The organism is Nocardioides sp. BGA-UO-ETr-FS32, assembly GCF_059567905.1.
On record NZ_JCAQOX010000017.1, the window covers coordinates 1017166 to 1038896 of the forward strand.

Sequence of the window (21731 nt, forward strand, 5' to 3'; positions counted from 1 at the left end):
ACGCCTTTCGCGACGGGGGAGCCTGCTGCGAGTCTCGGCGTCGCGCAGACGCCGCACCATTCGCGTTGCGGCGAACCTTTGCGGTCGGCGTCTAGACCATCCGGGCGATCCGCTCCTTGAGGTCCAGGCCGGGCAGGTCCCGCTCCTGGAGCCGCGCGACCGCCGCGAGACGTCCGCTCACCCCGAGCTTGCGATAGATGTGCTCCAGGTGCTTGCGGACGGTCGACTCGGCGATGCAGAGCTCGTGGGCGATCTGCGCGTTCGTCGCACCAGCCGCGACGCGGCCCAGCACCGTGCGCTCCTGGGTCGTGAGGCAGGCGAGCGCGGGTGCCGGTCGCTCGTGGACGAGCCTCGCCAGGGCCGGCACGATGAGTCGGGCCATGGCGCGGTCGCGGTCGGTGAAGACGGTCCGGTGCCTGACGAACAGCACGCGGACGACGTCGTCCTCGCCGTTGCCGAACTCGATCTCCAGCCGGTCGTCCCCGTGTCGTGCGGGCGCCGGGTGTCCGATGCTGACCTCCTCGGTGACGCACCGCAGGTGGTCGTGGAAGATCGCCGTGACGCGACCGCAGGGGATCAGCACGGCCAGCCACCCGAGGACCCGAGCACTGGGGAGCGGCATCCCCGGGCAGGGCAGGGCCCCCAGCAGGTGGCGCATCGCCTGCTGCTCCTCTGCGTTGAGCACAAGGTCCGTCATCGTTCTCTTCTCGCCGGCCTCGACGCTAGACCCGCGACGGCGTGACCGCATCCCATATTCAAGGGGTCTGGGATCCGAGACAGAGGAACGCCTTCGCGGGTGGAGCGGGACACCCGTGGAGGAGTTTGATGGATCTCATGCAGAACATCCAGGCCATCGAGGTGGGCGTCGGCCCCGTCCCGTTCGACGACCTCGTCCGCGTCGCCCGCGAGGGCGCCCCGGTCGTCCTCACCCAGGAGGCGCTGGCGGCGATCGACCACGCCCGCGGGGTGGTCGAGGCGCTGGCCGCCGCCGAGACCCCGACCTACGGCGTCAGCACCGGCTTCGGCGCCCTCGCCACCCGGCACATCCCGACCGAGATGCGCGCCCAGCTCCAGCGCTCCCTCGTACGCTCGCACGCCGCCGGCTCGGGTCCCGAGGTCGAGCGCGAGGTGGTCCGCGCGCTGATGCTGCTGCGGCTCTCGACGCTGGCGACGGGGCGCACCGGCGTACGCCGCGAGACCGCGCAGCTCATGGCCGACCTGCTCTCGCACGGCATCACCCCGGTGGTGCGCGAGTACGGCTCGCTCGGCTGCTCGGGCGACCTCGCGCCGCTGTCGCACTGCGCTCTCGCACTGATGGGGGAGGGCGACGTGCGCGACGCCTCCGACCGTCTCGTGCCCGCTGCCGAGGCACTCGCTGCCGCCGGCCTCGAGCCGGTCGAGCTCGTTGCCAAGGAGGGCCTCGCCCTGATCAACGGCACCGACGGGATGCTCGGCATGCTCGTGATGGCGATCGCCGACCTGCGGATGCTGCTGCGCACCGCCGACGTCGCGGCCGCGATGAGCGTCGAGGCCCAGCTCGGCACCGACCGCGTGTTCGCCCCCGAGCTCCAGGCGATCCGCCCGCACCCCGGGCAGGCGCTGTCCGCGGCCAACCTCACCGCGATGATGGCCGGCTCCGCGATCGTCGCCTCGCATCGCACCGGCGACTGCAACCGCGTGCAGGACGCGTACTCGCTGCGCTGCTCGCCGCAGGTCCACGGCGCCGCCCGCGACACCGTCGAGCACGCCGCCACGGTCGCCGGACGCGAGCTCGCCAGCGCCGTCGACAACCCGGTCGTGATGGGCGACGCCGTCGAGTCCAACGGCAACTTCCACGGTGCCCCGGTGGCCTACGTCCTCGACTTCCTCGCCATCGTCGCGGCCGACGTGGCCTCGATCAGCGAGCGGCGCACCGACCGGTTCCTCGACAAGGCGCGCAACCACGGGTTGCCGCCGTTCCTGGCCGACGACCCCGGTGTCGACAGCGGCCACATGATCGCCCAGTACACCCAGGCCGCGATCGTGTCCGAGCTCAAGCGGCTCGCGGTCCCGGCATCGGTCGACTCGATCCCCTCCAGCGCCATGCAGGAGGACCACGTGTCGATGGGCTGGAGCGCCGCGCGCAAGCTGCGTCGGTCGGTCGACGGCCTCTCCCGCGTGGTCGCTGTCGAGGTGCTCACCGCGGCCCGCGCGCTCGACCTGCGGGCGCCGCTCACCCCGTCGCCCGCCACCGGCGCGGTCGTCGACCTGCTCCGCAGCAACGGCATCGCGGGTCCCGGCCCCGACCGCCACCTCTCGCCCGAGATCGAGGCCGCCGTCGGCCTCGTCCAGTCCGGCGCGGTCCTCGCCGCCGCCGAGTCCGTGATCGGAGAACTCCAGTGAACGAAGGTCTCGATACACCCCGCTCGTCCCTCGCGGGGCACTCGACCACCGAGGGGAATCCACGGTTGCCCATCCACGCCGCCACCGGCACCGAGCTGACCGCGAAGTCGTGGCAGACCGAGGCGCCGCTGCGGATGCTGATGAACAACCTCGACCCCGACAACGCCGAGAACCCTGCGGACCTCGTCGTCTACGGCGGCACCGGCAAGGCCGCGCGCAGCTGGGAGGCGTACGACGCCATCGTCCGCACCCTGCGCGACCTCGAGGACGACGAGACGCTGCTCGTGCAGTCCGGCAAGCCGGTCGGCGTGATGCGCACCCACGCGTGGGCGCCACGGGTGCTGATCGCCAACTCCAACCTCGTCGGCGACTGGGCCGACTGGGAGGAGTTCCGCCGGCTCGAGGACCTCGGGCTCACGATGTACGGCCAGATGACCGCCGGGTCGTGGATCTACATCGGCACGCAGGGGATCCTGCAGGGCACCTTCGAGACCTTCGCCGCGATCGCGGACAAGAAGTTCGACGGGACCCTGGCCGGCACCATCACCGTCACCGCCGGCCTCGGCGGGATGGGTGGCGCGCAGCCGCTCGCCGTGACGATGAACGACGGCGTCGCGATCTGCGTCGAGTGCGACCAGCACCGCATCGACCGCCGCCTCGAGACGCGCTACCTCGACGTCCAGGCCCGCGACCTCGACCACGCGATCGAGCTCGCCCTCGAGGCACGCGACGATCGCCGCGGCCTGTCGATCGGCCTGCTCGGCAACGCCGCCGAGGTCCTGCCCGAGCTGCTAGAGCGCCACCTCGCGCGGGCCGAGCAGGGGGAGGGTCCGCTGGTCGACATCGTCACCGACCAGACGTCCGCCCACGACCCCCTCTTCTACCTGCCGGCCGGGACGGCGTACGACGACTGGGAGCGCGAGCGCACCGAGGACCCGCGCGGCTTCACCAAGCGCGCGCAGGAGTCCATGGCTACGCACGTGCGGGCGATGGTGGAGTTCCAGGACGCCGGCGCCGAGGTCTTCGACTACGGCAACTCGATCCGCGACGAGGCCCGCAAGGGCGGCTACGACCGGGCGTTCGAGTTCCCCGGCTTCGTCCCGGCCTACATCCGCCCGCTCTTCTGCGAGGGCAAGGGCCCGTTCCGGTGGGCCGCGCTGTCGGGCGACCCCGTGGACATCGCCGCCACCGACCGTGCCATCAAGGAGCTGTTCCCGGCGGACGAGAAGCCGGAGTACGCCCGGCTGCACAAGTGGCTCGACATGGCGGCCGAGCGGGTGCAGTTCCAGGGACTGCCGGCCCGGATCTGCTGGCTCGGCTACGGCGACCGCCACCGGGCGGGGCTGAAGTTCAACGAAATGGTGGCCAGCGGCGAGCTGAAGGCGCCGATCGTCATCGGCCGCGACCACCTCGACTGCGGCTCGGTCGCCTCGCCCTACCGCGAGACCGAGGCGATGCTCGACGGCTCCGACGCCATCGCCGACTGGGCCATCCTCAACGCGCTGGTCAACACCGCGTCCGGCGCGACGTGGGTCTCCTTCCACCACGGCGGCGGCGTCGGCATCGGCCGCTCGCTCCACGCCGGCCAGGTCACGGTCGCCGACGGCACCGACCTCGCGGCGGAGAAGATCGAGCGGGTGCTCACCAACGACCCCGGCATGGGCGTCATCCGCCACGTCGACGCGGGCTACGACCGCGCGATCGAGGTGGCCGACGAGCGGGGCGTACGGATCCCCATGTCGGAGGGCTGACGCAGCTCCGGTCGGGGAACCGACGGCACCTCCTGAGGCCCGATCGAGGTGCAGACCGTTCCCCAACGGGGTGGCGCGGCTGGCAGGGTGCTGCCCATGGACGCCGACGCCGCGAAGGCCAACCTCCACACCTACCTCCGGCACGAGCGCGAGGCGGTGCTCGCCAAGCTCGACGGGCTCTCGGAGTACGACGTACGGCGCCCCCTGACCGTCACCGGGACCAACCTCCTCGGGCTGGTCAAGCACCTCGCGACCTGGGAGGCGCGCTACCTCGGCGAGGTCTTCGACCGTCCCTTCCCCGAGCCGCTGCCCCGGTGGGACGTCGAGGCCGACCGGCTGGCCGACATGTGGGTGACCGAGGACGAGTCGCGTGCGGAGGTCGTCGACCGCTACCGCCGGGTGTGGGCGCACGGCGACGCGACGGTGGATGCCCTGGACCTCGACGCCACCGGCCGCGTGGCCTGGTGGGGCGATGCCGAGGTGCCGCTCTTCAACGTCCTCGTGCACCTGCTGGCCGAGACCAGCCGGCACGCTGGCCATGCAGACGTCCTGCGCGAGAGCCTCGACGGAGCGGTCGGGACCGATGCGGAGGCGATGGCTGCTGAGGGGCACGACGCCGCGTTCTGGGCGGAGCGGCGCGCGGAGATCGAGACCGCCGCACGTGCTGCGCACGTGGTCCTCTGATCGACGTTTCGAGGGCCACGCCCGCCGCACGTGCGCGGCGGGTGGACTGACCGAGGGCCTCAGTCGTCCTCGGCGGTCACCCACTCGACGACCTTGCGCGTCAGCATGGCCACGACGCCGTCGAAGTCGCCGGAGCCGTCCTCGGCCCCCGCCGCGATCTGGGCGAAGGTGACCGTCTGGAAGACGAGGTCCGCCAGCGGAGCGAGCTCGAGCGCCCGGTCGACGTCGGCGTCGGGGAAGGCGTCGCGCCACGGCCCCGCGTACGCCTGCATCACCCGCTCCGCCTCGCCCTCGCCGGTCCCGTACCAGTCGAGCACGCGGGCGAGGTGGCTGCCGTCGAGGAACGGGTGGGTCACGCAGCCGTCGGTCCAGTCGAAGATCCGCACCTCACGCCCGTCGTAGGCGACGTTGCCGGGGTGCAGGTCGCCGTGGGAGAGGGTGTCGGGGAGCCCGCACGCCCAGAACTCGCGCACCAGCACCTCGGCGGCCGCGCTGGCGATCGTCAGCTCCTGCCGTTCGGACTCGGTGAGCTGGGTCAGCTCCGGGCTGGTGGCCAGGACGACGCGCCACGTCGCGAGCGTGGCCTCCAGGCCCCGCTCGGGGCAGCCTGCGGAGCGGAGCTCGTCGAGCCAGTCGAGTGCCGCGACCTGCGCCTGCGCCCACTGGGGCGCCGCCGCGTCGGCGGCGCCTTCGGCGCGGTCGCGGTCGGAGGCGCCCTGCAGGGGCTCCATCAGCAGCCAGCCGGCTCGGTCGTCCCCCGCCACCAGCAGCGGCACCAGGTGGCCGATCCGCTGGGCGAGGCGGCGCACGATGGCCGCCTCGGCGATGAAGTGGTCGCAGCACGCCTTGAACCACAGCGTGCCGCGGTCGGTCGGCACCTCGAACACGGCTGAGATGCTCCAGACCCGGTGGGTGCGCAGCGCGCCCGTGCGCCGACTCCCGGTCGCGGACAGCTGGTCGTCCACCCACCCCTCGACGCGGTCGTGCCACCCGGGACGGAACCAGTCCGGTCGTCGCGGAGGGGCGGAGCCGGCGTACTGCTCGAGGGCCGCTCGCACCGGTGCCCGCCACTGCTCGTCGAGGTCGTCGACCCGTCGCCAGTCGGCGCCGGTGGGCGCTCCGTCGCGCAGCGCGAGGACGTGCAGCCGGTCGGGCGGGCTGTCGGCGTCCTCCTGGGGCAACCTCACGACCGGCGCCAGGTGCACCCCGTGGCCGGCGACGGTGGTGGCGTACGCCGTGGGATCGGGCGCGTCGTCGTCCTCGGGGTCCTGCACGAAGCTCGGCAGCGACCCGTCGCCGGTGACCCGGACGGTGTCGTCGCGGACGAGGGCGACGTGGTGCGTGCGCTGCGAGGCGGCCATGCGGAGATGATGACCGGGCGGCCGCCCGTCCGACACCCGATTTCGACGGGGTCGGCTCGAATCCGCGACATTCGGTGCCGCCGTACGTCAGGATCCCTCCATGGCATCGGGGGAGAAGAAGCCGGCGCGCTCGCGCGTCGTGCTCACGGACATCAGCTCGCGGGCGTGGGAGCACCCCGCCGACAAGGGCGCACTGGTCGCGCTGCGCAAGCTCAAGGGCTTCGACGTGCTGCTCAAGACCATGTCGGGGGTCTTCCGGGAGCGGGCCTGGCGGCTGACGCTGCTCGGCTCGGCCGTACGGGTCGACGAGCGGCAGTTCGCCCGGCTGCACCGGCTGCTGGCCGAGGTCGGGCAGAGCCTCGACGCCACGGACCTGCCGGAGATGTACGTCCAGGCGGACCCCACGCTCAGCGCGCTGACGATCGGCATGGACCGGCCGATCATCGTGCTGTCGTCGGGTCTCGTGCACCACCTCGACGACGACGAGCTGCGCTTCATCATCGGCCACGAGCTCGGCCACGCGGTCAGCGGCCACGCGATCTACCGCACGCTGCTGATGCGTCTGCTCGGTCTCGGCGGCCTGCTCAACGCGATTCCGGGTGGCGCCATCGGTATCCGGATGGTCACCGTCGGCCTGCTCGAGTGGTCGCGCAAGGCCGAGCTGTCGGCCGACCGCGCCGGACTGCTCGCCAGCCAGGACCCGACGGCGGCCCTGCGCACCCACATGAAGATCGCCAGCGGCGGCACGCTCGAGGAGCTCGACGTCACCTCGTTCCTCTCGCAGGGGGCGGAGTACGACGAGGGCGGCGACGTGCGCGAGTCGCTGATCAAGCTCTCGCTGCTCCAGCAGCAGAGCCACCCGTTCGCGGTCGTGCGCGCCACCGAGCTGCGGCGCTGGATCGACACCGGCGCCTACACGACGATCCTCGGCGGCGACTACCCGCGCCGCTCGGACGACGACACCGCCTCGGTGAGCGAGGCTGCCCAGGAGGCGGCCGCGAGCTATGCCCTCGCCTTCGAGCGGACCCAGGACACCCTGGGTCGCCTGGTCCACGACCTGGCCGGCTGGATGGGCTCGGCCAGCACCTGGATCAACGACCGGTTCCGGCGCGGCAACGAGAGCGCCTGACGATCTCGATACGCCTCGCCGGCGACTGCCGGTCTCACAGGTCGGCCGGCCGGATCGCTGCCGTCACCGCCGCGGCGTACGCCCGGTAGCCGGGCACGTTGGGGTGGAACGACCCCGGGTCGGTCGGCCAGACGATCCATGGCTCGGGAGCGTTGACCCCGTGGTCGACGAAGCGCTCGGTGACGTCCACGAACGTGTAGCCGTGCGCCTCGGCGACGCTGCGGATGGTGGCGTTGAGCAGGTCGGCGCCGTCGTTGAGGGCGTCCTGCTCGACAGCCGAGGCGCCGAGCACCGGACCGTACGCGGGGGAGAACAGCCGGGGGTAGCCGGTGACGTAGACGGTGGCGTCCGGGGCGGCCGCGTCGACCGCGTCGTAGACGCCGTCGAGCAGGCCCGGCAACAGGGTCGTGATCCGTCCCCTGGTCAGGCCGACCGCGGCCTCGCACTGGGCGTCGGCGAGCGCGAGGCACGCGCCGACGGCCTGCGACCAGCCGATGTCGTTGCCGCCGATGGAGAGCGTCACCACGTCGGTGTCGGGGCCGAGGGCGGCGATCTGTCCCTGGGGGACCAGGTCGGTCGTCCGTGCGCCGCCGCAGGCGACGAAGTCGTCGAGGGCCAGCCGCATCCGGCCGTCGATCGCGGGCGCCGGCGCCGCGTCGGAGCGTCCGCACGGGGTCGTGAACGACTGCGCGACGCCGTACCCCGAGGCGTAGGAGTCACCGAGGCCGTCGAGCACCAGGGTGCTGGCGGCGGGGGCGGGGCCGGCGAGGCCGGTCGTGACGAGCGCTACGGCCGCGAGTGCGGAGCCGATCAGGGTCAGTGGGCGGGTGTCCATCCAGCGACCGTAGGACCGAAGCACGGCCGGGGACCAGAGGGATGTCGCTGCAGAACGGGTGGGAACCCGGGCTGGGGACGCGGTCGGGCCCCGGACACCAGTGGTGTCCGGGGCCCGACGAAAGACGGCGTGCTGCTACCAGACCCGGCGGCTGGAGCCCCCGATCGGCACGAAGTTCAGCACCAGGCCGACGACGATCAGGATGATGCCGATGGTGGTGAGGATGCTCTGGGGCAGCAGGAGCCCGAGGATGAGCAGGATCAGTCCGAGGACAATCATGGGGTTTGCCTCCTTGGTGATGCGACCGGCCCACGGTGGGTGGCCGCCGGGTCACTCTGCCGCCCCGTGAGGCCTTTGAAAAGTCGGGATCCCCCCTGCGGGTGAGGATTTGTCCATCGTCTGTCCAAGGGGTCCGGCCCCGGTGCGGCGACCAGGTCAGTCGGTGCCGAGGGCCTGGATCGACTCGTGGATGGCCAGGGTGCGGCGGGCCGACTCGACGTGGAGGTTCTCGACCATCCTGCCGTTGTGGGTGACCACGCCGGCGTCTCCCCCCGAATCCCGACGCGCGTCCTCCCACGCCGCGATGAGTCCGCGTGCGTCCTCGACCGCCTGCTCGCTCGGGGCGAAGGCCGCGTTGGCGCCGTCGACCTGGCCGGGGTGGATGAGGGTCTTGCCGTCGAAGCCCATCTGGCGGCCCTGCTCGCACTCGGCGAGGAAGCCCGCGGTGTCCTTGACGTCGTTGTAGACGCCGTCGATCACCGCGATGCCGGCGGCGCGTCCGGCGAGCACCGCGGTGTGCAGGCTCGGCAGGATCGGGCCGCGACCCGGGACGTGCTCGGCGTACAGCTCCTTGACGAGGTCGTTGGTGCCGAGCACGAACGCGCCGAGGCGCTGCGACGCGCGCGCGATCTCGAGCGCGGACAGGATCGCAACGGGCGTCTCGACCATCGCCCAGAGCAGGGTGTGGTCCGGCGCGCCGGCCTTCTCCATGGCGGCGACGAGCTGGGCCACCTCGTCGGCGCTGTCGACCTTGGGCACCACGATCGCGGCCGGGCCGGCCTGGCTCGCGGCGACGATGTCGTCGTCGTGCCACTGGGTGCCGATGCCGTTGACGCGGATGGTGACCGTACGCCGGCCGTACTCGCCGCTGGCGGCCGCGGCGGCTGCCGCCTCGCGCGCGGCGGGCTTGGCGTCGGGGGCGACGGCGTCCTCGAGGTCGAGGATCAGGCCGTCGCAGGCGATGGTCTTCGCCTTCTCCAGCGCCCGCTCGTTGGAGGAGGGCATGTAGAGGACGGAGCGGAGGGGGGTGAACTCGGTCATCTCAGGCCTCCAGGTCGATCTGGTCGTACTGCTCCTTGAGCTCGGGGTCGATGGCGGCGAGCTCGTCGGCGAGGGCGACCATCACCTGGCACTGCTTCACCGAGGCGTCGTCCTCCATCTTGCCGTCGATCATCACCGCGCCGGTGCCGTCGCCCATCGCGGCGATGACCCGACGGGCGTGCGCGACGTCCTCGACGCTGGGGGAGAACACCTTGTTGGCGATCTTGATCTGGACCGGGTGCAGGCTCCACGCGCCGACGCAGCCGAGCAGGAACGCGTTGCGGAACTGGTCCTCGCACGCGACCGTGTCCTTGATGTCGCCGAACGGGCCGTAGTAGGGGTAGATGCCGTGCATCGCGCACGCGTCGACCATGCGGGCGATCGTGTAGTGCCACAGGTCCTGCTGGTAGGTCGTGCGCTGGGCGTCGTACTGCGGCACGCCGAGGTCGTCGCGCTGGGGGTCCTGGCGCACGAGGTAGCCGGGATGTCCGCCACCGACGCGGGTGGTCTTCATCCGGCGGTCGGCGGCGAGGTCGGCCGGGCCGAGGGAGAGGCCCTGCATGCGCGGGCTGGCACCGCAGATCTCCTCGATGTTGGCCACGCCGCGCGCGGTCTCGAGGATGGCGTGGACCTGCAGCGGCTTCGTCAGACCGGCCTTGGCCTCGAGCTGGGCGAGCAGCCGGTCGACGTAGTGGATGTCCTCGGCGCCCTGCACCTTCGGCACCATGATCACGTCGAGCTTGTCGCCGATCTCTGGGACGAGCGTGGTGAGGTCGTCGAGCACCCACGGGCTGTCGAGGGAGTTGATCCGCGTCCAGAACTGCGTGGGCCCGAAGTCGGTCGCCTTGCCGATGTCGACCAGGCCCTGGCGGGACTTCTCCTTGTTCTCCGCCTTGACCGCGTCCTCGAGGTTGCCGAGCAGCACGTCGACGGTGCCGACCATGTCGGGGACCTTGGCGGCCATCTTCTCGTTGCCCGGGTCGAAGAAGTGGATCGCGCGGCTCGGGCGGGCCGGGATCTCGCGCAGCGGCGCGGGGGCGCCGACGGCGAGCGGGGCGAAGAAGTCCTTGGCTGGGCGCATGCGCGCGAACTTATCGCGGGCCGGCCACCCGCGGGTATGGCGCAGGTCTCAGCCGAACTCCCCCGCGGCGTCGCCGAAGTGCCCGAGCTGGGTGAGCACCGCGTCGTCCACCCACGCGTCGATGATGCCGAGGTCCTCCACGATCATCCCGGCCCGTACGTGGAGGCGCTGGAACTCCTCGCTGGCCTTCATCGTGGCGAGGCCCTGGGCCGAGCCCTTGATCAGGAAGAACCCTTGGAGGTCGCCACCGTGAGGATTGAGCAGAACCGGCTCGAAGCTCTCGATCGAGCCGTCCGCCACGCGTTCGCCGTAGTAGGTCGCGGCGTCGCTGAACACGTCGAGCGATCGCTTCTCGCGCCCGCGCACCGGTTGGCCCCACCCGACGAACAACGCTGACTCGGACATCTGAACCACCTCGTCCCTCCGACGGCCTTCGCCTACGACCACGGTAGGCACGCGGGCCGGTCGTGGTCATCGCCCAATCGTGGGAACCGGTCAGGGGCGGCGGCGCCACCAGCGCCGGGACCGGCCCTCCTCGGGCCCACGGGCCTCCCGCGCCGCGCGCTGGGCCTCGATCCGCGCCGTACGCCGCTCCGTCCACGCCGCGACCTCGGCGTCGACGTCGCGCTCCGGGGTGATGACCGGCGGCCCGCCCTGCAGCTGGCGCCGGGTCTCCACCACCCGTCTGTTGAAGTCGGCGAGCTCGCGGCGCACCTCGCGCTCGACCGTGATCGCGTCGAGCCGGTCGTCGAGCTCGGCGTCCTCCTTGCGCAGCGCGATGGCCGGCGGCAGGAGGGCGATGTTCTCGCGCTCGACGAGCTTCTTCACCCACCAGTCGGGGTCGTGCTCGACGCCGAGGTCCGCGATCGGCTTGCCCTGGCCGGGCAGGTCGTCGAACTCCCCGCGCTCCATCGCCTGCCGCACCTGCAGGTCGACCCACGTGGCCTGCTGCGCGATCCGGGCGGCTGCGGCGGAGCGGCCGGTGCGGTCGTCGCGCTCGCGCTCGCGGCGTACGGGCTCGACGACGGTCGGGTCGGTGGTCGGTTCACGGTCGGACAGGGGGATCACCTCCGGTGCTCCCACCCTAGGACGCGGGCGGTGGCCTGCGCGCTGGAGCAGGAGCACACTGGACGGATGCTGCGGACCGAGCCGATCGACAAGTGGGTGCGGGGCCGCCTCGGCGACCGGCTGGTCGTCGAGTCGCGCGAGCCGCTGCTGGTGTGGCAGGGCTGGTTCCCACCGGTCTACGCGTTCCTCCGCGGCGAGGTCGCCGACGACGTCCTGAGCGCCGCCGGGGAGCCGGCGCGCGACGGCTTCTCCTTCTTCGGACCGCAGCTCCCGGTGGCGCAGTGGTACGACCTCCGCGCGGGTGACCGGGTGCTGCGCGGCGGCGCCTGGACCCTGGACGCCGAGCCGGTGCGGGACCGCGTCGTGCTGACGTGGGAGCCGGGCCTGCTCGACTGGACCGAGGAGGACGAGCGGGTCAGCGGGCATCCGCGCGACCCGCACAAGAGGGTGGAGGCGCTGCCGAGCTCGCGTCACGTCGAGGTCGCGATCGACGGCGTGACGCTCGCGAGCAGCGACCGCCCGGTGCTGCTGTTCGAGACGGACCTGCCGACGCGCTACTACCTGCCCGAGGAGGACGTCCGTCTCGACCTGCTCGAGCCGACCGACAACTCCTCCGTGTGTCCCTACAAGGGTCGCGCCGACGGCTACTGGACGTGGCCGGGGCCCCCGGCACTGCGCAACGTCGCCTGGTCCTACTCGTCGCCCGCGCCGGCGGTCGGCGCCGTCGTCGGACGCGTCGCGTTCTACAACGAGCTGGTCGACATCTCGGTCGACGGCGTGCTGCAGGAGCGGCCGGAGTCGCCCTTCAGCGCTCCCGCCCAGCGCCCGGGCGCCGAGGGCTGACCAGGCGGCCCCGGGGCACGCCTCGGGGTGGGACAGGGGGAGATCCCGATGGTGCGGCGCCCTCCGGCGAGGCACGGTGGGAGCACACCACCCACCGCATCCTCCGGAGGACCACCCATGGACGACGTCCGCGCCACCCTCGCCCGCAACGGGTTCGTACGCTCCTCGGACCGGGGCATCCTGGGCGGTGTCTGCTCAGGTCTGGGGCGTCGCTTCGGCCTCGGCCCGTGGGTGTCGCGCCTGCTCTTCGTGGTGCTGCTCATGGTCCTGCCGGGCAGCCAGTTCCTGGTCTACCCGCTGCTGTGGTTCCTGATGCCGAGCGACGACAGCGTCATCGCCGCCTCGCACGCGCCGCGTCCGCTGCCCTGACGCCTACTGGTAGGACACGAACCGGACGTCCGGCAGGGCACGACGCACCTGCTTCGGTCGCATCAGCGGGACGTCCTCGTCGTAGAAGACCTTGAAGCCCATCGTGAACTTCCGCGGCACGGCGACGTTGCCGTAGGTCGCGAGCTTGTCGGCCGGGCTGCCGAAGCCGTCGACGTGCTGCACCATCGCCAGGCCCTCGCGCCGGCGCACCTTGCGGATGTCGGGGACCATCCCGGTCGTGAACTGGTGGATGACGAAGAGCTTCTCCGGCAGGTCGTTGGCGCGGGTCAGCCGCGACAGCCAGCCGGCCGTGCGGTTGATCTCGCGCGCGGAGACCGACCCGATCGTCCGGCCGGGGAACTCGCTCGGACCGACCCGCCACTCGGGGTCGAGCGCCAGGCCGACCCACGGGTCCTCGAGCGCCCACTCCCACCGCTTGGCGGTGGCGAGGAAGTCGGTGCGGCCCGGCTGGAGGTCGAGCAGGAGCAGCACGCCGTGGCGCCGGGCGGCGTCGATGTAGGACTGCACCCGGCTGTGCAGGACGTCGTGGGCGTGGTCGCCGTCGGTGCCGGGGAAGTCCGCCCCGTCGGCCACGGTGACGATGAGCTCGTAGACCGGCAGCAGTCGCTCGCCGCGCTGGAGGAACGGCTTGCCGGCTCGCACGATCCGGCTGAACGCACGGTCGGGGTCGGTCTCCCCGAGGACACCCAGCGAGCCGGTGCCCGCGGTGCCGTAGTAGGCGGTGAGGAACCGCCTGTTGCCGAAGACCGTCTTCCCGCCGCCCGGCAGCCGGGAGGGCGTACGGGCCGTGGCCCGGTCGTCCGTCGCCGCCACCTCGGCGGTCGGCGTACGGTCCGCGGCCAGGGCCGGCGGGCCGGCGAGCAGCGGAAGGGTGAGCAGTGCCGTCGTGAGCGCGGCCAGGCGCGCCCGATTCCCCCGAGTCATGGGCAGGAACCTAGTGCACGAAGGTCTCAGGGAGTGTCGACCGTGACCGCCAGCAGCAGGGCGGCACCCAGGACAGCGAGCCCGGCGACCACGCCCGTCGCGCGGGCAAGCGGTCGGACGAGCGGGTCGTCCGAGTCCAGCGAGGCGGCGGCCAACGCCAGGGCGGCCAGCGCGATTACGAGGGGGCTCCCGGCAATGGCGGTGAAGTAGAGCCGGTCGCTCTCGGCCTGGTCGACGAGCTTCATCGCCAGCCACTGGAACGCGGGGGCGTAGACCCCGCCGCCGAGCAGTGCCGTGAGGGCGAGGCCGAAGCCGGCGAAGACCCGGAACCTGCCTGCTTCGTCCGTCGCCGTCATCGTGCTGGTCGTGCCGGTCGTGCCAGCTGTCTCGCTCATGGTCGCCCCCGCTCCCGGCCGGATCCGCACCGGCTCGAGGTGAGACTAGTGGCCGGTGGCGGGCGCGTCGCTGAAGGCGTGCTTCGGCGCGGCCAGCAGCGCGAGCGCGGCGAGGAAGGACGCGCCGGAGCAGACCGCCCACACCGTGAGGTAGCCGCCGAACGGCGCGACCTGCTCCGACGTCGCGTCGAGCGAGCCGGTGGCGGTGAGGGCGATGGCGAAGATCGCGGACGCGATGGCCCCGCCGACCGTCTTGGTGCCGTTGGTCATGCCGGTCGCGATACCGGTGCGCTCGGGAGGCGCGGCCGCCGCGGCGGCCGCGGGGAGGGCGGCGACGAGCGCGCCCGACCCGAGACCGGCGATGCCCATGTTGACCAGTGCCTGCCAGGTCTCGGTGTTGAACGGCAGCCACAGCAGGTAGCCCAGTCCGACGAGGCAGCACGCGACGACCAGCGCCCGGCGTACGCCTCCCAGCAGGCGCGTCGTCAGCGGCAGCGTGAACGCGCCGATCGCCAGCGTCACGACGTAGAGCCCGATCAGGGTGGAGATGAAGGCCGGGTCTGCACCGAGACCGTAGCCGCGCTCGGCCGGGTCGGCCTGGGCGTACGTCGACAGCGGGATCTGGCCGCCGAGCACCGGGATGCCGAACAGGAAGGCGGTGAGCTGCACCGGCCACTGGGCCGGGCTCGAGAGCAGCCGTACGTCGACGATGGGCTCGGGGTGCGCGAGCTCGAAGCGCCAGAAGGCGGCGAAGAGCACGACGGACAGCAGGATCGTCGACCAGCCGAGCAGCGAGCCCGCGCCGTCGAGGCGCAGCCACACCAGCCCGCCCATCAGCACGCCGAGGGCGACCGTCACGAGCGCGAGGCCGGTCCAGTCGATGCCGTCGGTGTCGTCCCCGGGCGCCTGCTCGATGCCGACGAGGATGACGAAGAAGACGGCGGTCACCACGACGGCTGGCAGGGCGAGGAGGAGGTTCATGTCCATCGTCTCGACGAGGAGTCCGCTGGTGACCGCGCCGATGATCACCGCGAGCTCGAGCGAGCCGACGAGGACCGCGGCGCCGCGCCGGGTCAGCAGTTCCTGGCGGCCCGAGGACCGGGTGCGACGGTGGATGATCGCGATCTCCAGCGGCAGCCACACGACGTACGCGCCCTGGATCGCCCACCCCACGAGGAAGGTCGTGAAGGTCGGGGCGAACGCAAGCCACCACGAGCCGAGCGCGGTCACGGCCGTCGAGATCAGCAGCACCCGCTTGTGGCCGACGAGGTCGCCGAGCCTCGCCAGCAGCGGGATGCACAGCGCGCTGACGATCAGCTGCGCCGCCTCGAACCAGTTGATGTCGCCCTCGCTGATCGAGAGGTGCTCGGCGATCTGCGGGTAGATCGGCGTGTAGTAGCCCTGGAGGACGCCGCTCGCGACCTCCACCAGCACCAGGAAGCCGACGACCGCGGCGAGGCCCTTGACCGCGGAGTGGGTCGGCGGCGCCTGCAGCTGGGTGGGCGGAATCTCCGTCATCGGGGCAGCCTCTCGATGAGCCGCGCGTACCAGCGGGCGCCGTCGACGAGGTCGGCGACGCCGAGGTGCTCGTCGTAGGAGTGGATGGCCTGGCGTTGGGCCTTGGTCATCCGGAAGGGGGCGAAGCGGTAGACGTGCTCGCTGATCGCGGTGAAGTGGCGCGAGTCGGTGGCCGCCATCATCACGTAGGGCGTGGCGACCGCGTCGGGGAACACCTCGGCGATGCACGCCTCGAGGAGCTCGAAGGGCTCGTCCATCGGCGAGATCGGGGACGGCTCGCCCGACTCGACGACGTCGATGCGGATCGACTCGTCGTCGACCGCCGTGCGGACGTGCTCGACCACGCCGGCCACGGTGTCGCCCACCATCACCCGGATGTTGAGCCCGGCCTTGGCGGTCGAGGCGATCACGTTGAGGGCCGGCGACCCGCTGAGGGTGGTGGTCGCGACCGTCGTACGCGTCATGGCCGCGGCCTCGGGGCCGGCCGCGAGCAGGGCCCGCGTGACCACGGGCGCCAGCCGGTCGGCGCGCCCGAGCAGGGGCTTGAGGACCGGGCGCAGGGGCAGGGGGACATGCGGGGCGAGGCGGCGCATCAGCTCCAGCGTCGGAGCGGGTGCCGAGGCCGGGAACGGGGACTTCTCGATCCGCAGGATCGCGCGGGCGATGCGCGCCGTCGGCCCGTTGCGCGCCGGAGTGGACGCATGGCCGCCGCGGCCCTCGGCGACGAGCTCGAGCGAGGTGGTGCCCTTCTCGGTGACGCCGATGACGCCGAGGGGTGCCTTGACGCCCGGGAAGGCGCCGCTCGCGATGGCGCCGCCCTCGTCGAGCACCAGCCACGGCGTCACCCCGCGCTCGCGCAGCACCTCGACCGCCTCGAGTGCAGCCGTGCCGCTGACCTCCTCGTCGCAGCCGAACGAGAGCCACACGTCCTGCGCGGGCACGTGCCCGGCCTCGAGCAGCGACTCGACCGCGTCGCAGATCGCCGCCACGCAGCCCTTGTCGTCGAGGGTGCCGCGACCCCAGATCGCGGGTCCGGTGTCGGAGTCGTGGACCTCGCCGCCGAAGGGGTCGTGCCGCCACGGCGCGTCCGCGTCGACGGGCACGACGTCGAGGTGGGCCATCAGCACGACCGGCCGCTCGGTGCTCGCGCCCGCCCAGTGGAAGAGCAGCCCGTGCGACCCGACCCGGGTGAGGTCGAGGCGCTCGTGCAGCAGCGGGAACTGCGCCGCGAGCTCGACCAGCAGCCGGTCGAAGGCATCGGTGTCGACGCGCGCGGGGTCGCGGTCGGAGACGGTCGGGATGCGTACGAGGGCCTGCAGCGCGGCGACCACACGGTCGGTCATGGGCTGACCGTAGTGCTCCAGCGGCCGCGGTGGACGAGATTCGTACGCCGCTCCCGACGCGCCGCTGACCCGGCCGGGTCGGTGTCGGGCAGCCGGTGGCCGACGGTGATCGCGCCGACCGGGACGTGGCTGTCGGGGACGCCGAACGCCCGCCGGAAGGTCGCGACGTGCTCGCCGGGAATGCCGAAGAAGCAGGCGCCGAGGCCCTCGTCGACGGCAGTCTGGAGGACCAGCAGCGCGGCCATGCCCGCGTCGACGAACCAGTAGGGCACCGGCCAGCGGTCCTCGCTCCGGTCGGTCCACCCCTTGTCGGGCTGCGCATATCGCTCGAGGTAGGCCGCCTTGCTCGTCAGCGGGACGATGACGACCGGAGCCGTACGCATCCCGTCGAGCCAGGCGTTGTGGTCGTCGGGGCCGGCGCCGGTGGACTCCCAGAACAGGGCGACGTCCTCGGGGGTGTCGAGCACCAGGAACGCCCACCCCTGCGTGAAGCCCGCGTTGGGCGCGCGCTGGGCGTGCTCGAGCATCCGGTCGACGACCGCTCGGTCGACGGGTGCGTCGGCGTAGCGGCGCACCATCCGCCGGCGGCGTACGACCTCACGGAACTCCATGGAGGCAGGCTCTCACCCATCGGTGGTCGAGTAGCTCGCGAGCGCCAGCGAGCGGCGTATCGAGACCACAGCTGCATCGGGTCTCGATACGCCTCGCTCGTTCCTCCCTCGGCTACTCGACCGCGGATGCGTCTCGGATCCGAGACGACTTGCCGCGGGCGCTCGTTGACCCCGCGCGGCGATCCCGGTGGACTGACCGCATGGCCGAGACCCCCGACTTCGAGCAGATGTGGCGCGACCTCGCGCCGGTCGGACGGTCGGCGTCCTCGGGCGGCTACTTCCGCCAACCCTGGGCGTCCGCCGAGGCGGAGCTGCGGGCGTGGTTCGCCGAGGCCTGCGCTGCGCGTGGGCTCGCCGTCGAGACCGACGGCATCGGCAACCAGGTCGCGTGGTGGTCACCGGAAGCCGCGTCCGACGCACCGGGCGTGCTGACCGGCTCCCACCTCGACTCCGTCCTCGACGGCGGGGCGTACGACGGGCCGCTGGGCGTGGTGTCGGCGCTGGCGGCGGTCGACCGCCTGCGGGGGCGCGGCTTCGAGCCGAGCCGTCCCCTCGGGATCGGCGTCTTCGTCGAGGAGGAGGGGTCGCGCTTCGGCCGCGCCTGCCTCGGCTCCCGGCTGGTCACCGGTGCGACCACCTGGGACGCCGCCCGCGAGCTGCGCGACCGCGACGGGGTCTTCCTCGCCGACGCCGTCGAGGCGGCCGGGCTCGACCCGTCGGCCGGGCTGCTGTCGCTCGACCGGGTCGGCACCTTCGTCGAGCTGCACGTCGAGCAGGGCCGCGACCTCGTCGACCGCGAGGTCGCCGTCGGCCTCGCCAGCGAGATCTGGCCCCACGGCCGCTGGCGCTTCGACTTCGCCGGCCAGGCCAACCACGCGGGCAGCACGCGCATGGAGGACCGCCGCGACCCGATGCTCACCTATGCGATGACCGCGCTCGCCGCCAACGAGCAGGCCCGGCTCGCCGGGCAGCGCGCCACCTTCGGGCGGATCGCGGTCGAGCCCAACGGCACCAACGCGGTCCCGTCCCTCGTCACCGCCTGGCTCGACGCCCGCGCCTCCTCCGACGATGCCCTCGCCGAGCTGGTCGCGGCGATCGAGCGGCAGGCCGAGGACCGCGCGGGTCGCGACGGCACCGCGCTCACCGTCACCGCGGAGTCCGTCTCCGGGTCGGTCGCCTTCGACCTCGCCCTGGCCGCGCGGCTGGCCGGGCTCGGCGACTGGCCCGTCATCCCGACCCAGGCCGGCCACGACGCCGGCATCCTGTCCGACGCGGGCATCCCCACGGCCATGGTCTTCGTCCGCAACCCGACCGGCGTCTCCCACTCGCCCGACGAGCACGCCGAGACCGCCGACTGCCTGGCCGGGGTCGAGGCACTCGCCGACGTGCTGGCCGAGCTGGCGGGCGCATGACGGCGTACCTCCTCGAGCGCGCCTGGCTGGGGGACCGGTTCGCCGACGACGTGCTCGTCGAGGTCGAGGGCGGCCGCTTCACCTCGGTCACGCCCGACTCCGACCCTCCGCGCGCGATCCCGGTCCGCGGCCTGGTCGTCCCGGGCCTCGCCAACACCCACAGCCACGCCTTCCACCGCGCGCTCCGCGGCCGCACCCAGCGTGAGCGCGGCTCGTTCTGGACCTGGCGCGACCAGATGTACGCCGTCGCCGCGCAGCTCGACCCCGACACCTATCTCGCCCTCGCCCGGGCGACGTACCGCGAGATGGCCGCCGCCGGGATCACCTGCGTCGGGGAGTTCCACTACCTCCACCACCAGCCCGACGGGACGCCGTACGCCGACCCCGACGAGATGGGCGGGGCCCTCGTCGAGGCGGCCCGGCAGGCCGGGATCCGGATCACCCTGCTCGACACGCTCTACCTCTCCTCGGGCTTCGGGGCGCCGCCGGAGGGCGCGCAGGTGCGCTACAGCGACGGCTCGGTGGACCGCTGGGTCGAGCGGGTGGATGGTCTCGAGGCCGGCTTCGCTCGCCCCTCGACCGGCGGGAGCCACGCCGTGGTCGGCGCGGCGGTCCACTCCGTGCGGGCAGTCCCTACGGACGACCTCGGGACCGTGGCGGCGTGGGTCGGCGAGCGGCCGTTCCACGTGCACCTCTCCGAGCAGGTCGCCGAGAACACCGCCTGCCTCGAGGCGTACGGCGTCACGCCCGCGCAGCTGCTCGCCGACCACGGCCTGCTGCGCCCGTCCACCAGCCTCGTGCACGCCACCCACCTGACCGACGACGACGTCGCGCTGATCGGGCAGGCCGGCTCCTACGCGAGCTTCTGCCCGACCACCGAGCGCGACCTCGGCGACGGCATCGGACCGTCGCGGCGCCTGCACGACGCAGGGGCCCGGCTGACCCTCGGCTCCGACAGCCACGCGGTCATCGATCTCTTCGAGGAGATGCGCGCCGTGGAGCTCGACGAACGCCTCGCCACGCAGCAGCGCGGGCACTGGGCCGCCGCCGAGCTCCTCGCCGCCGCCACGACCGACGGGCACGCCTCGCTCGGCTGGGCCGACGCGGGCGCGATCGCGGTCGGGCAGCGCGCGGACCTGGTCGTGCTCGACCCCGCCTCGCCCCGCACCGCCGGGACCGGACGCGACGAGAACGCCGTGGTCTTCGCCGCCGTCGCCGAGGACGTGCGCCGCGTGATGGTCGACGGCCGGTGGGTCGTCGAGGCCGGCGACCGCGCCGAGATCGGCCGTGGGCTCGACGACGCCATCACCCGGATCTGGGAGGACCTGGCATGAACACCACCGTCATCACCGGCATCGGGGAGCTGGTCACCAACGACCCCGCCCGCGCCGAGCAGGGCGGGATCCTCGGCCTGCTGACCGACGCCGCGATCGTGGTCGAGGGCAGCCGCATCGCCTGGGTCGGCCCGGCCGCGGACGCCCCCGCCGCCGACCTGCAGGTCGACGCCGGCGGTCGCGCGGTCATCCCCGGCTTCGTCGACTCCCACAGCCACCTCGTCTTCGCCGGCGACCGGGCGGGCGAGTTCGAGGCGCGGATGACCGGCCAGCCCTACACGGCCGGCGGCATCCGCACGACGGTCGCGAGGACCCGCGCGGCCACCGACGAGCAGCTCACCTCCCACGTCGCCCGTCTCGTCGCCGAGATGCGGGCCCAGGGCACCACCTCCGTCGAGATCAAGAGCGGCTACGGGTTGTCGGTCCACGACGAGGCACGCAGTCTCGCGGTGGCCCGCCAGTTCACCGACGAGACCACGTTCCTCGGCGCCCACGTCGTCCCCGCCGACACCACCCCCGAGGACTACGTCGCTCTCGTCACCGGCCCCATGCTCGCGGCGGCTGCACCGCACGCGCGGTGGATCGACGTGTTCTGCGAGGACGGCGCCTTCGACGTCGACCAGGCACGCGCCATCCTGCAGGCCGGCACCGACAGCGGCCTGCGCGGACGCCTCCACGCCAACCAGCTGACCTACGGAGGCGGCGTACGGCTGGCCTGCGAGCTCGGCCTCGTCGCCGTCGACCACTGCACGTTCCTCTCCGACGCCGACGTGGACGCGCTCGCGTCGAGCGGAACCATCGCGACCCTGCTGCCGGGCGTGGAGTTCTCCACCCGGCAGCCCTACCCCGACGCGCGCGGCCTGCTCGACGCGGGCGTACGGGTGGCCCTGGCGAGCGACTGCAACCCGGGCTCGTGCTTCACCTCCTCGATGGCGCTGTGCATCGCGCTCGCCGTGCGCGAGATGCGGATGAGCCCCGCCGAGGCGCTGCACGCCGCCACCGCGATGGGTGCTGCCGCCCTCGACCGTGACGACGTCGGCGTGCTCGCCCCCGGCAAGACCGCCGACCTGGTCCTCCTCGACGCGCCGTCCTACGTCCACCTCGCCTACCGCCCCGGTGTCCCGCTCGTGGCCGGGGTCTGGCAGGCCGGGCGCCCCGTCGTGTCCACACCCCTCTGACCTAGTCCGCTGCGAACGACCGGCGCTGGGGGCCCGCGCAGCGGCATTCCGCAGCGGACTACCGGGGCGGCTGTGGACGGACAGGGCCGGCAGCTACCTCAGACCCCGCCGTACGCCGCCACGCGCCACATCTGAGGTAGCCGGGGCCCCGCGAATAGGGCACGCGCCCGAT

General features: G+C 72.8%; 22 protein-coding genes. 9 read left to right on the forward strand and 13 right to left on the reverse strand.

Annotation, left to right across the window (positions count from 1 at the left end; all coding sequences use genetic code 11):
• Nucleotides 1–91: 91 nt before the first annotated feature.
• A complete protein-coding gene (locus AC57BS_RS25015) occupies nucleotides 92–697 on the reverse strand; it encodes a response regulator transcription factor (RefSeq protein WP_496414154.1) in 606 nt (201 codons plus the stop codon).
• A 128-nt stretch (nucleotides 698–825) separates the two neighbouring features.
• On the opposite strand from AC57BS_RS25015, the gene hutH reads away from it, so the two are divergent.
• From hutH to AC57BS_RS25030, 3 genes are all read left to right on the forward strand, one after another.
• Nucleotides 826–2382 (forward strand): histidine ammonia-lyase, encoded by a 1557-nt coding sequence (gene hutH, locus AC57BS_RS25020; RefSeq protein ID WP_496414155.1) that lies wholly within the window; start codon nucleotides 826–828, stop codon nucleotides 2380–2382.
• Nucleotides 2383–2447: 65 nt separating this feature from the next.
• Entirely contained in the window at nucleotides 2448–4133 is a 1686-nt protein-coding gene (hutU, locus tag AC57BS_RS25025) for a urocanate hydratase (RefSeq protein WP_496414156.1), read from the forward strand.
• 96 nt (nucleotides 4134–4229) lie between these two features.
• Nucleotides 4230–4817: a DinB family protein gene (locus AC57BS_RS25030; RefSeq protein ID WP_496414157.1), complete on the forward strand. Its 588-nt coding sequence runs from the start codon at nucleotides 4230–4232 to the stop codon at nucleotides 4815–4817.
• Nucleotides 4818–4876: 59 nt separating this feature from the next.
• On the opposite strand, the gene AC57BS_RS25035 is transcribed toward AC57BS_RS25030, so the two are convergent.
• Nucleotides 4877–6178, reverse strand: a complete 1302-nt coding sequence (locus AC57BS_RS25035) for a hypothetical protein (RefSeq protein WP_496414158.1) — start codon at nucleotides 6176–6178, stop codon at nucleotides 4877–4879.
• 100 nt (nucleotides 6179–6278) lie between these two features.
• Between AC57BS_RS25035 and AC57BS_RS25040 the strand changes: the two genes are divergently transcribed.
• Nucleotides 6279–7307 carry a M48 family metallopeptidase gene (locus tag AC57BS_RS25040; RefSeq protein WP_496414159.1) on the forward strand — a complete coding sequence of 343 codons (1029 nt, stop codon included), beginning with the start codon at nucleotides 6279–6281 and terminating at the stop codon, nucleotides 7305–7307.
• Between the two features lie 34 nt (nucleotides 7308–7341).
• Here the strand turns inward: AC57BS_RS25040 and AC57BS_RS25045 are convergent, their stop codons facing one another.
• The 6 genes from AC57BS_RS25045 to AC57BS_RS25070 form a co-directional block, all read right to left on the reverse strand.
• Nucleotides 7342–8142: an SGNH/GDSL hydrolase family protein gene (locus tag AC57BS_RS25045; protein WP_496414160.1), complete on the reverse strand. Its 801-nt coding sequence runs from the start codon at nucleotides 8140–8142 to the stop codon at nucleotides 7342–7344.
• Nucleotides 8143–8277: 135 nt separating this feature from the next.
• Nucleotides 8278–8421, reverse strand: coding sequence for a hypothetical protein (locus tag AC57BS_RS25050; RefSeq protein ID WP_165355940.1), 144 nt, complete (start codon nucleotides 8419–8421; stop codon nucleotides 8278–8280).
• A 156-nt stretch (nucleotides 8422–8577) separates the two neighbouring features.
• Nucleotides 8578–9462, reverse strand: coding sequence for an HpcH/HpaI aldolase/citrate lyase family protein (locus tag AC57BS_RS25055; protein ID WP_496414161.1), 885 nt, complete (start codon nucleotides 9460–9462; stop codon nucleotides 8578–8580).
• A 1-nt stretch (nucleotide 9463) separates the two neighbouring features.
• Entirely contained in the window at nucleotides 9464–10543 is a 1080-nt protein-coding gene (locus AC57BS_RS25060; RefSeq protein ID WP_496414162.1) for an HpcH/HpaI aldolase/citrate lyase family protein, read from the reverse strand.
• Nucleotides 10544–10591: 48 nt separating this feature from the next.
• Entirely contained in the window at nucleotides 10592–10948 is a 357-nt protein-coding gene (locus AC57BS_RS25065; protein WP_496414163.1) for a hypothetical protein, read from the reverse strand.
• Between the two features lie 90 nt (nucleotides 10949–11038).
• Nucleotides 11039–11611, reverse strand: a complete 573-nt coding sequence (locus tag AC57BS_RS25070) for a DnaJ family domain-containing protein (protein ID WP_496414164.1) — start codon at nucleotides 11609–11611, stop codon at nucleotides 11039–11041.
• A 66-nt stretch (nucleotides 11612–11677) separates the two neighbouring features.
• On the opposite strand from AC57BS_RS25070, the gene AC57BS_RS25075 reads away from it, so the two are divergent.
• Nucleotides 11678–12454: a DUF427 domain-containing protein gene (locus AC57BS_RS25075; RefSeq protein WP_496414165.1), complete on the forward strand. Its 777-nt coding sequence runs from the start codon at nucleotides 11678–11680 to the stop codon at nucleotides 12452–12454.
• A gap of 117 nt (nucleotides 12455–12571) precedes the next feature.
• Nucleotides 12572–12823, forward strand: coding sequence for a PspC domain-containing protein (locus AC57BS_RS25080; RefSeq protein WP_496414166.1), 252 nt, complete (start codon nucleotides 12572–12574; stop codon nucleotides 12821–12823).
• A 3-nt stretch (nucleotides 12824–12826) separates the two neighbouring features.
• Here AC57BS_RS25080 and AC57BS_RS25085 read toward each other — a convergent pair whose 3' ends face one another.
• The 5 genes from AC57BS_RS25085 to AC57BS_RS25105 are packed head-to-tail and all read right to left on the reverse strand — an operon-like array spanning nucleotide 12827 to nucleotide 17635.
• Nucleotides 12827–13768 (reverse strand): hypothetical protein, encoded by a 942-nt coding sequence (locus tag AC57BS_RS25085; RefSeq protein WP_496414167.1) that lies wholly within the window; start codon nucleotides 13766–13768, stop codon nucleotides 12827–12829.
• 26 nt (nucleotides 13769–13794) lie between these two features.
• Nucleotides 13795–14163, reverse strand: coding sequence for a hypothetical protein (locus AC57BS_RS25090; protein ID WP_496414168.1), 369 nt, complete (start codon nucleotides 14161–14163; stop codon nucleotides 13795–13797).
• A gap of 45 nt (nucleotides 14164–14208) precedes the next feature.
• A complete protein-coding gene (locus AC57BS_RS25095) occupies nucleotides 14209–15681 on the reverse strand; it encodes an MFS transporter (RefSeq protein WP_496414169.1) in 1473 nt (490 codons plus the stop codon).
• Nucleotides 15678–17024: a M20/M25/M40 family metallo-hydrolase gene (locus tag AC57BS_RS25100; protein WP_496414170.1), complete on the reverse strand. Its 1347-nt coding sequence runs from the start codon at nucleotides 17022–17024 to the stop codon at nucleotides 15678–15680. Before AC57BS_RS25100 ends, AC57BS_RS25095 begins: the two co-directional genes overlap by 4 nt.
• A complete protein-coding gene (locus tag AC57BS_RS25105) occupies nucleotides 17021–17635 on the reverse strand; it encodes a nitroreductase family protein (RefSeq protein WP_496414171.1) in 615 nt (204 codons plus the stop codon). The genes AC57BS_RS25100 and AC57BS_RS25105 overlap by 4 nt, the downstream gene beginning before the upstream one ends.
• A 200-nt stretch (nucleotides 17636–17835) precedes the next feature.
• Here AC57BS_RS25105 and AC57BS_RS25110 point away from each other — a divergent pair, with 200 nt between their 5' ends.
• From AC57BS_RS25110 to hutI, 3 genes are read left to right on the forward strand one after another with little or no spacing between them, the layout of a single operon-like run.
• The gene (locus AC57BS_RS25110; protein WP_496414172.1) at nucleotides 17836–19047 is read left to right on the forward strand and encodes an allantoate amidohydrolase; all 1212 of its coding nucleotides are present in this window, start codon (nucleotides 17836–17838) and stop codon (nucleotides 19045–19047) included.
• The gene (locus AC57BS_RS25115) at nucleotides 19044–20381 is read left to right on the forward strand and encodes a formimidoylglutamate deiminase (RefSeq protein ID WP_496414173.1); all 1338 of its coding nucleotides are present in this window, start codon (nucleotides 19044–19046) and stop codon (nucleotides 20379–20381) included. Before AC57BS_RS25110 ends, AC57BS_RS25115 begins: the two co-directional genes overlap by 4 nt.
• The gene (hutI, locus tag AC57BS_RS25120) at nucleotides 20378–21559 is read left to right on the forward strand and encodes an imidazolonepropionase (RefSeq protein WP_496414174.1); all 1182 of its coding nucleotides are present in this window, start codon (nucleotides 20378–20380) and stop codon (nucleotides 21557–21559) included. Before AC57BS_RS25115 ends, hutI begins: the two co-directional genes overlap by 4 nt.
• Nucleotides 21560–21731: the final 172 nt, after the last annotated feature.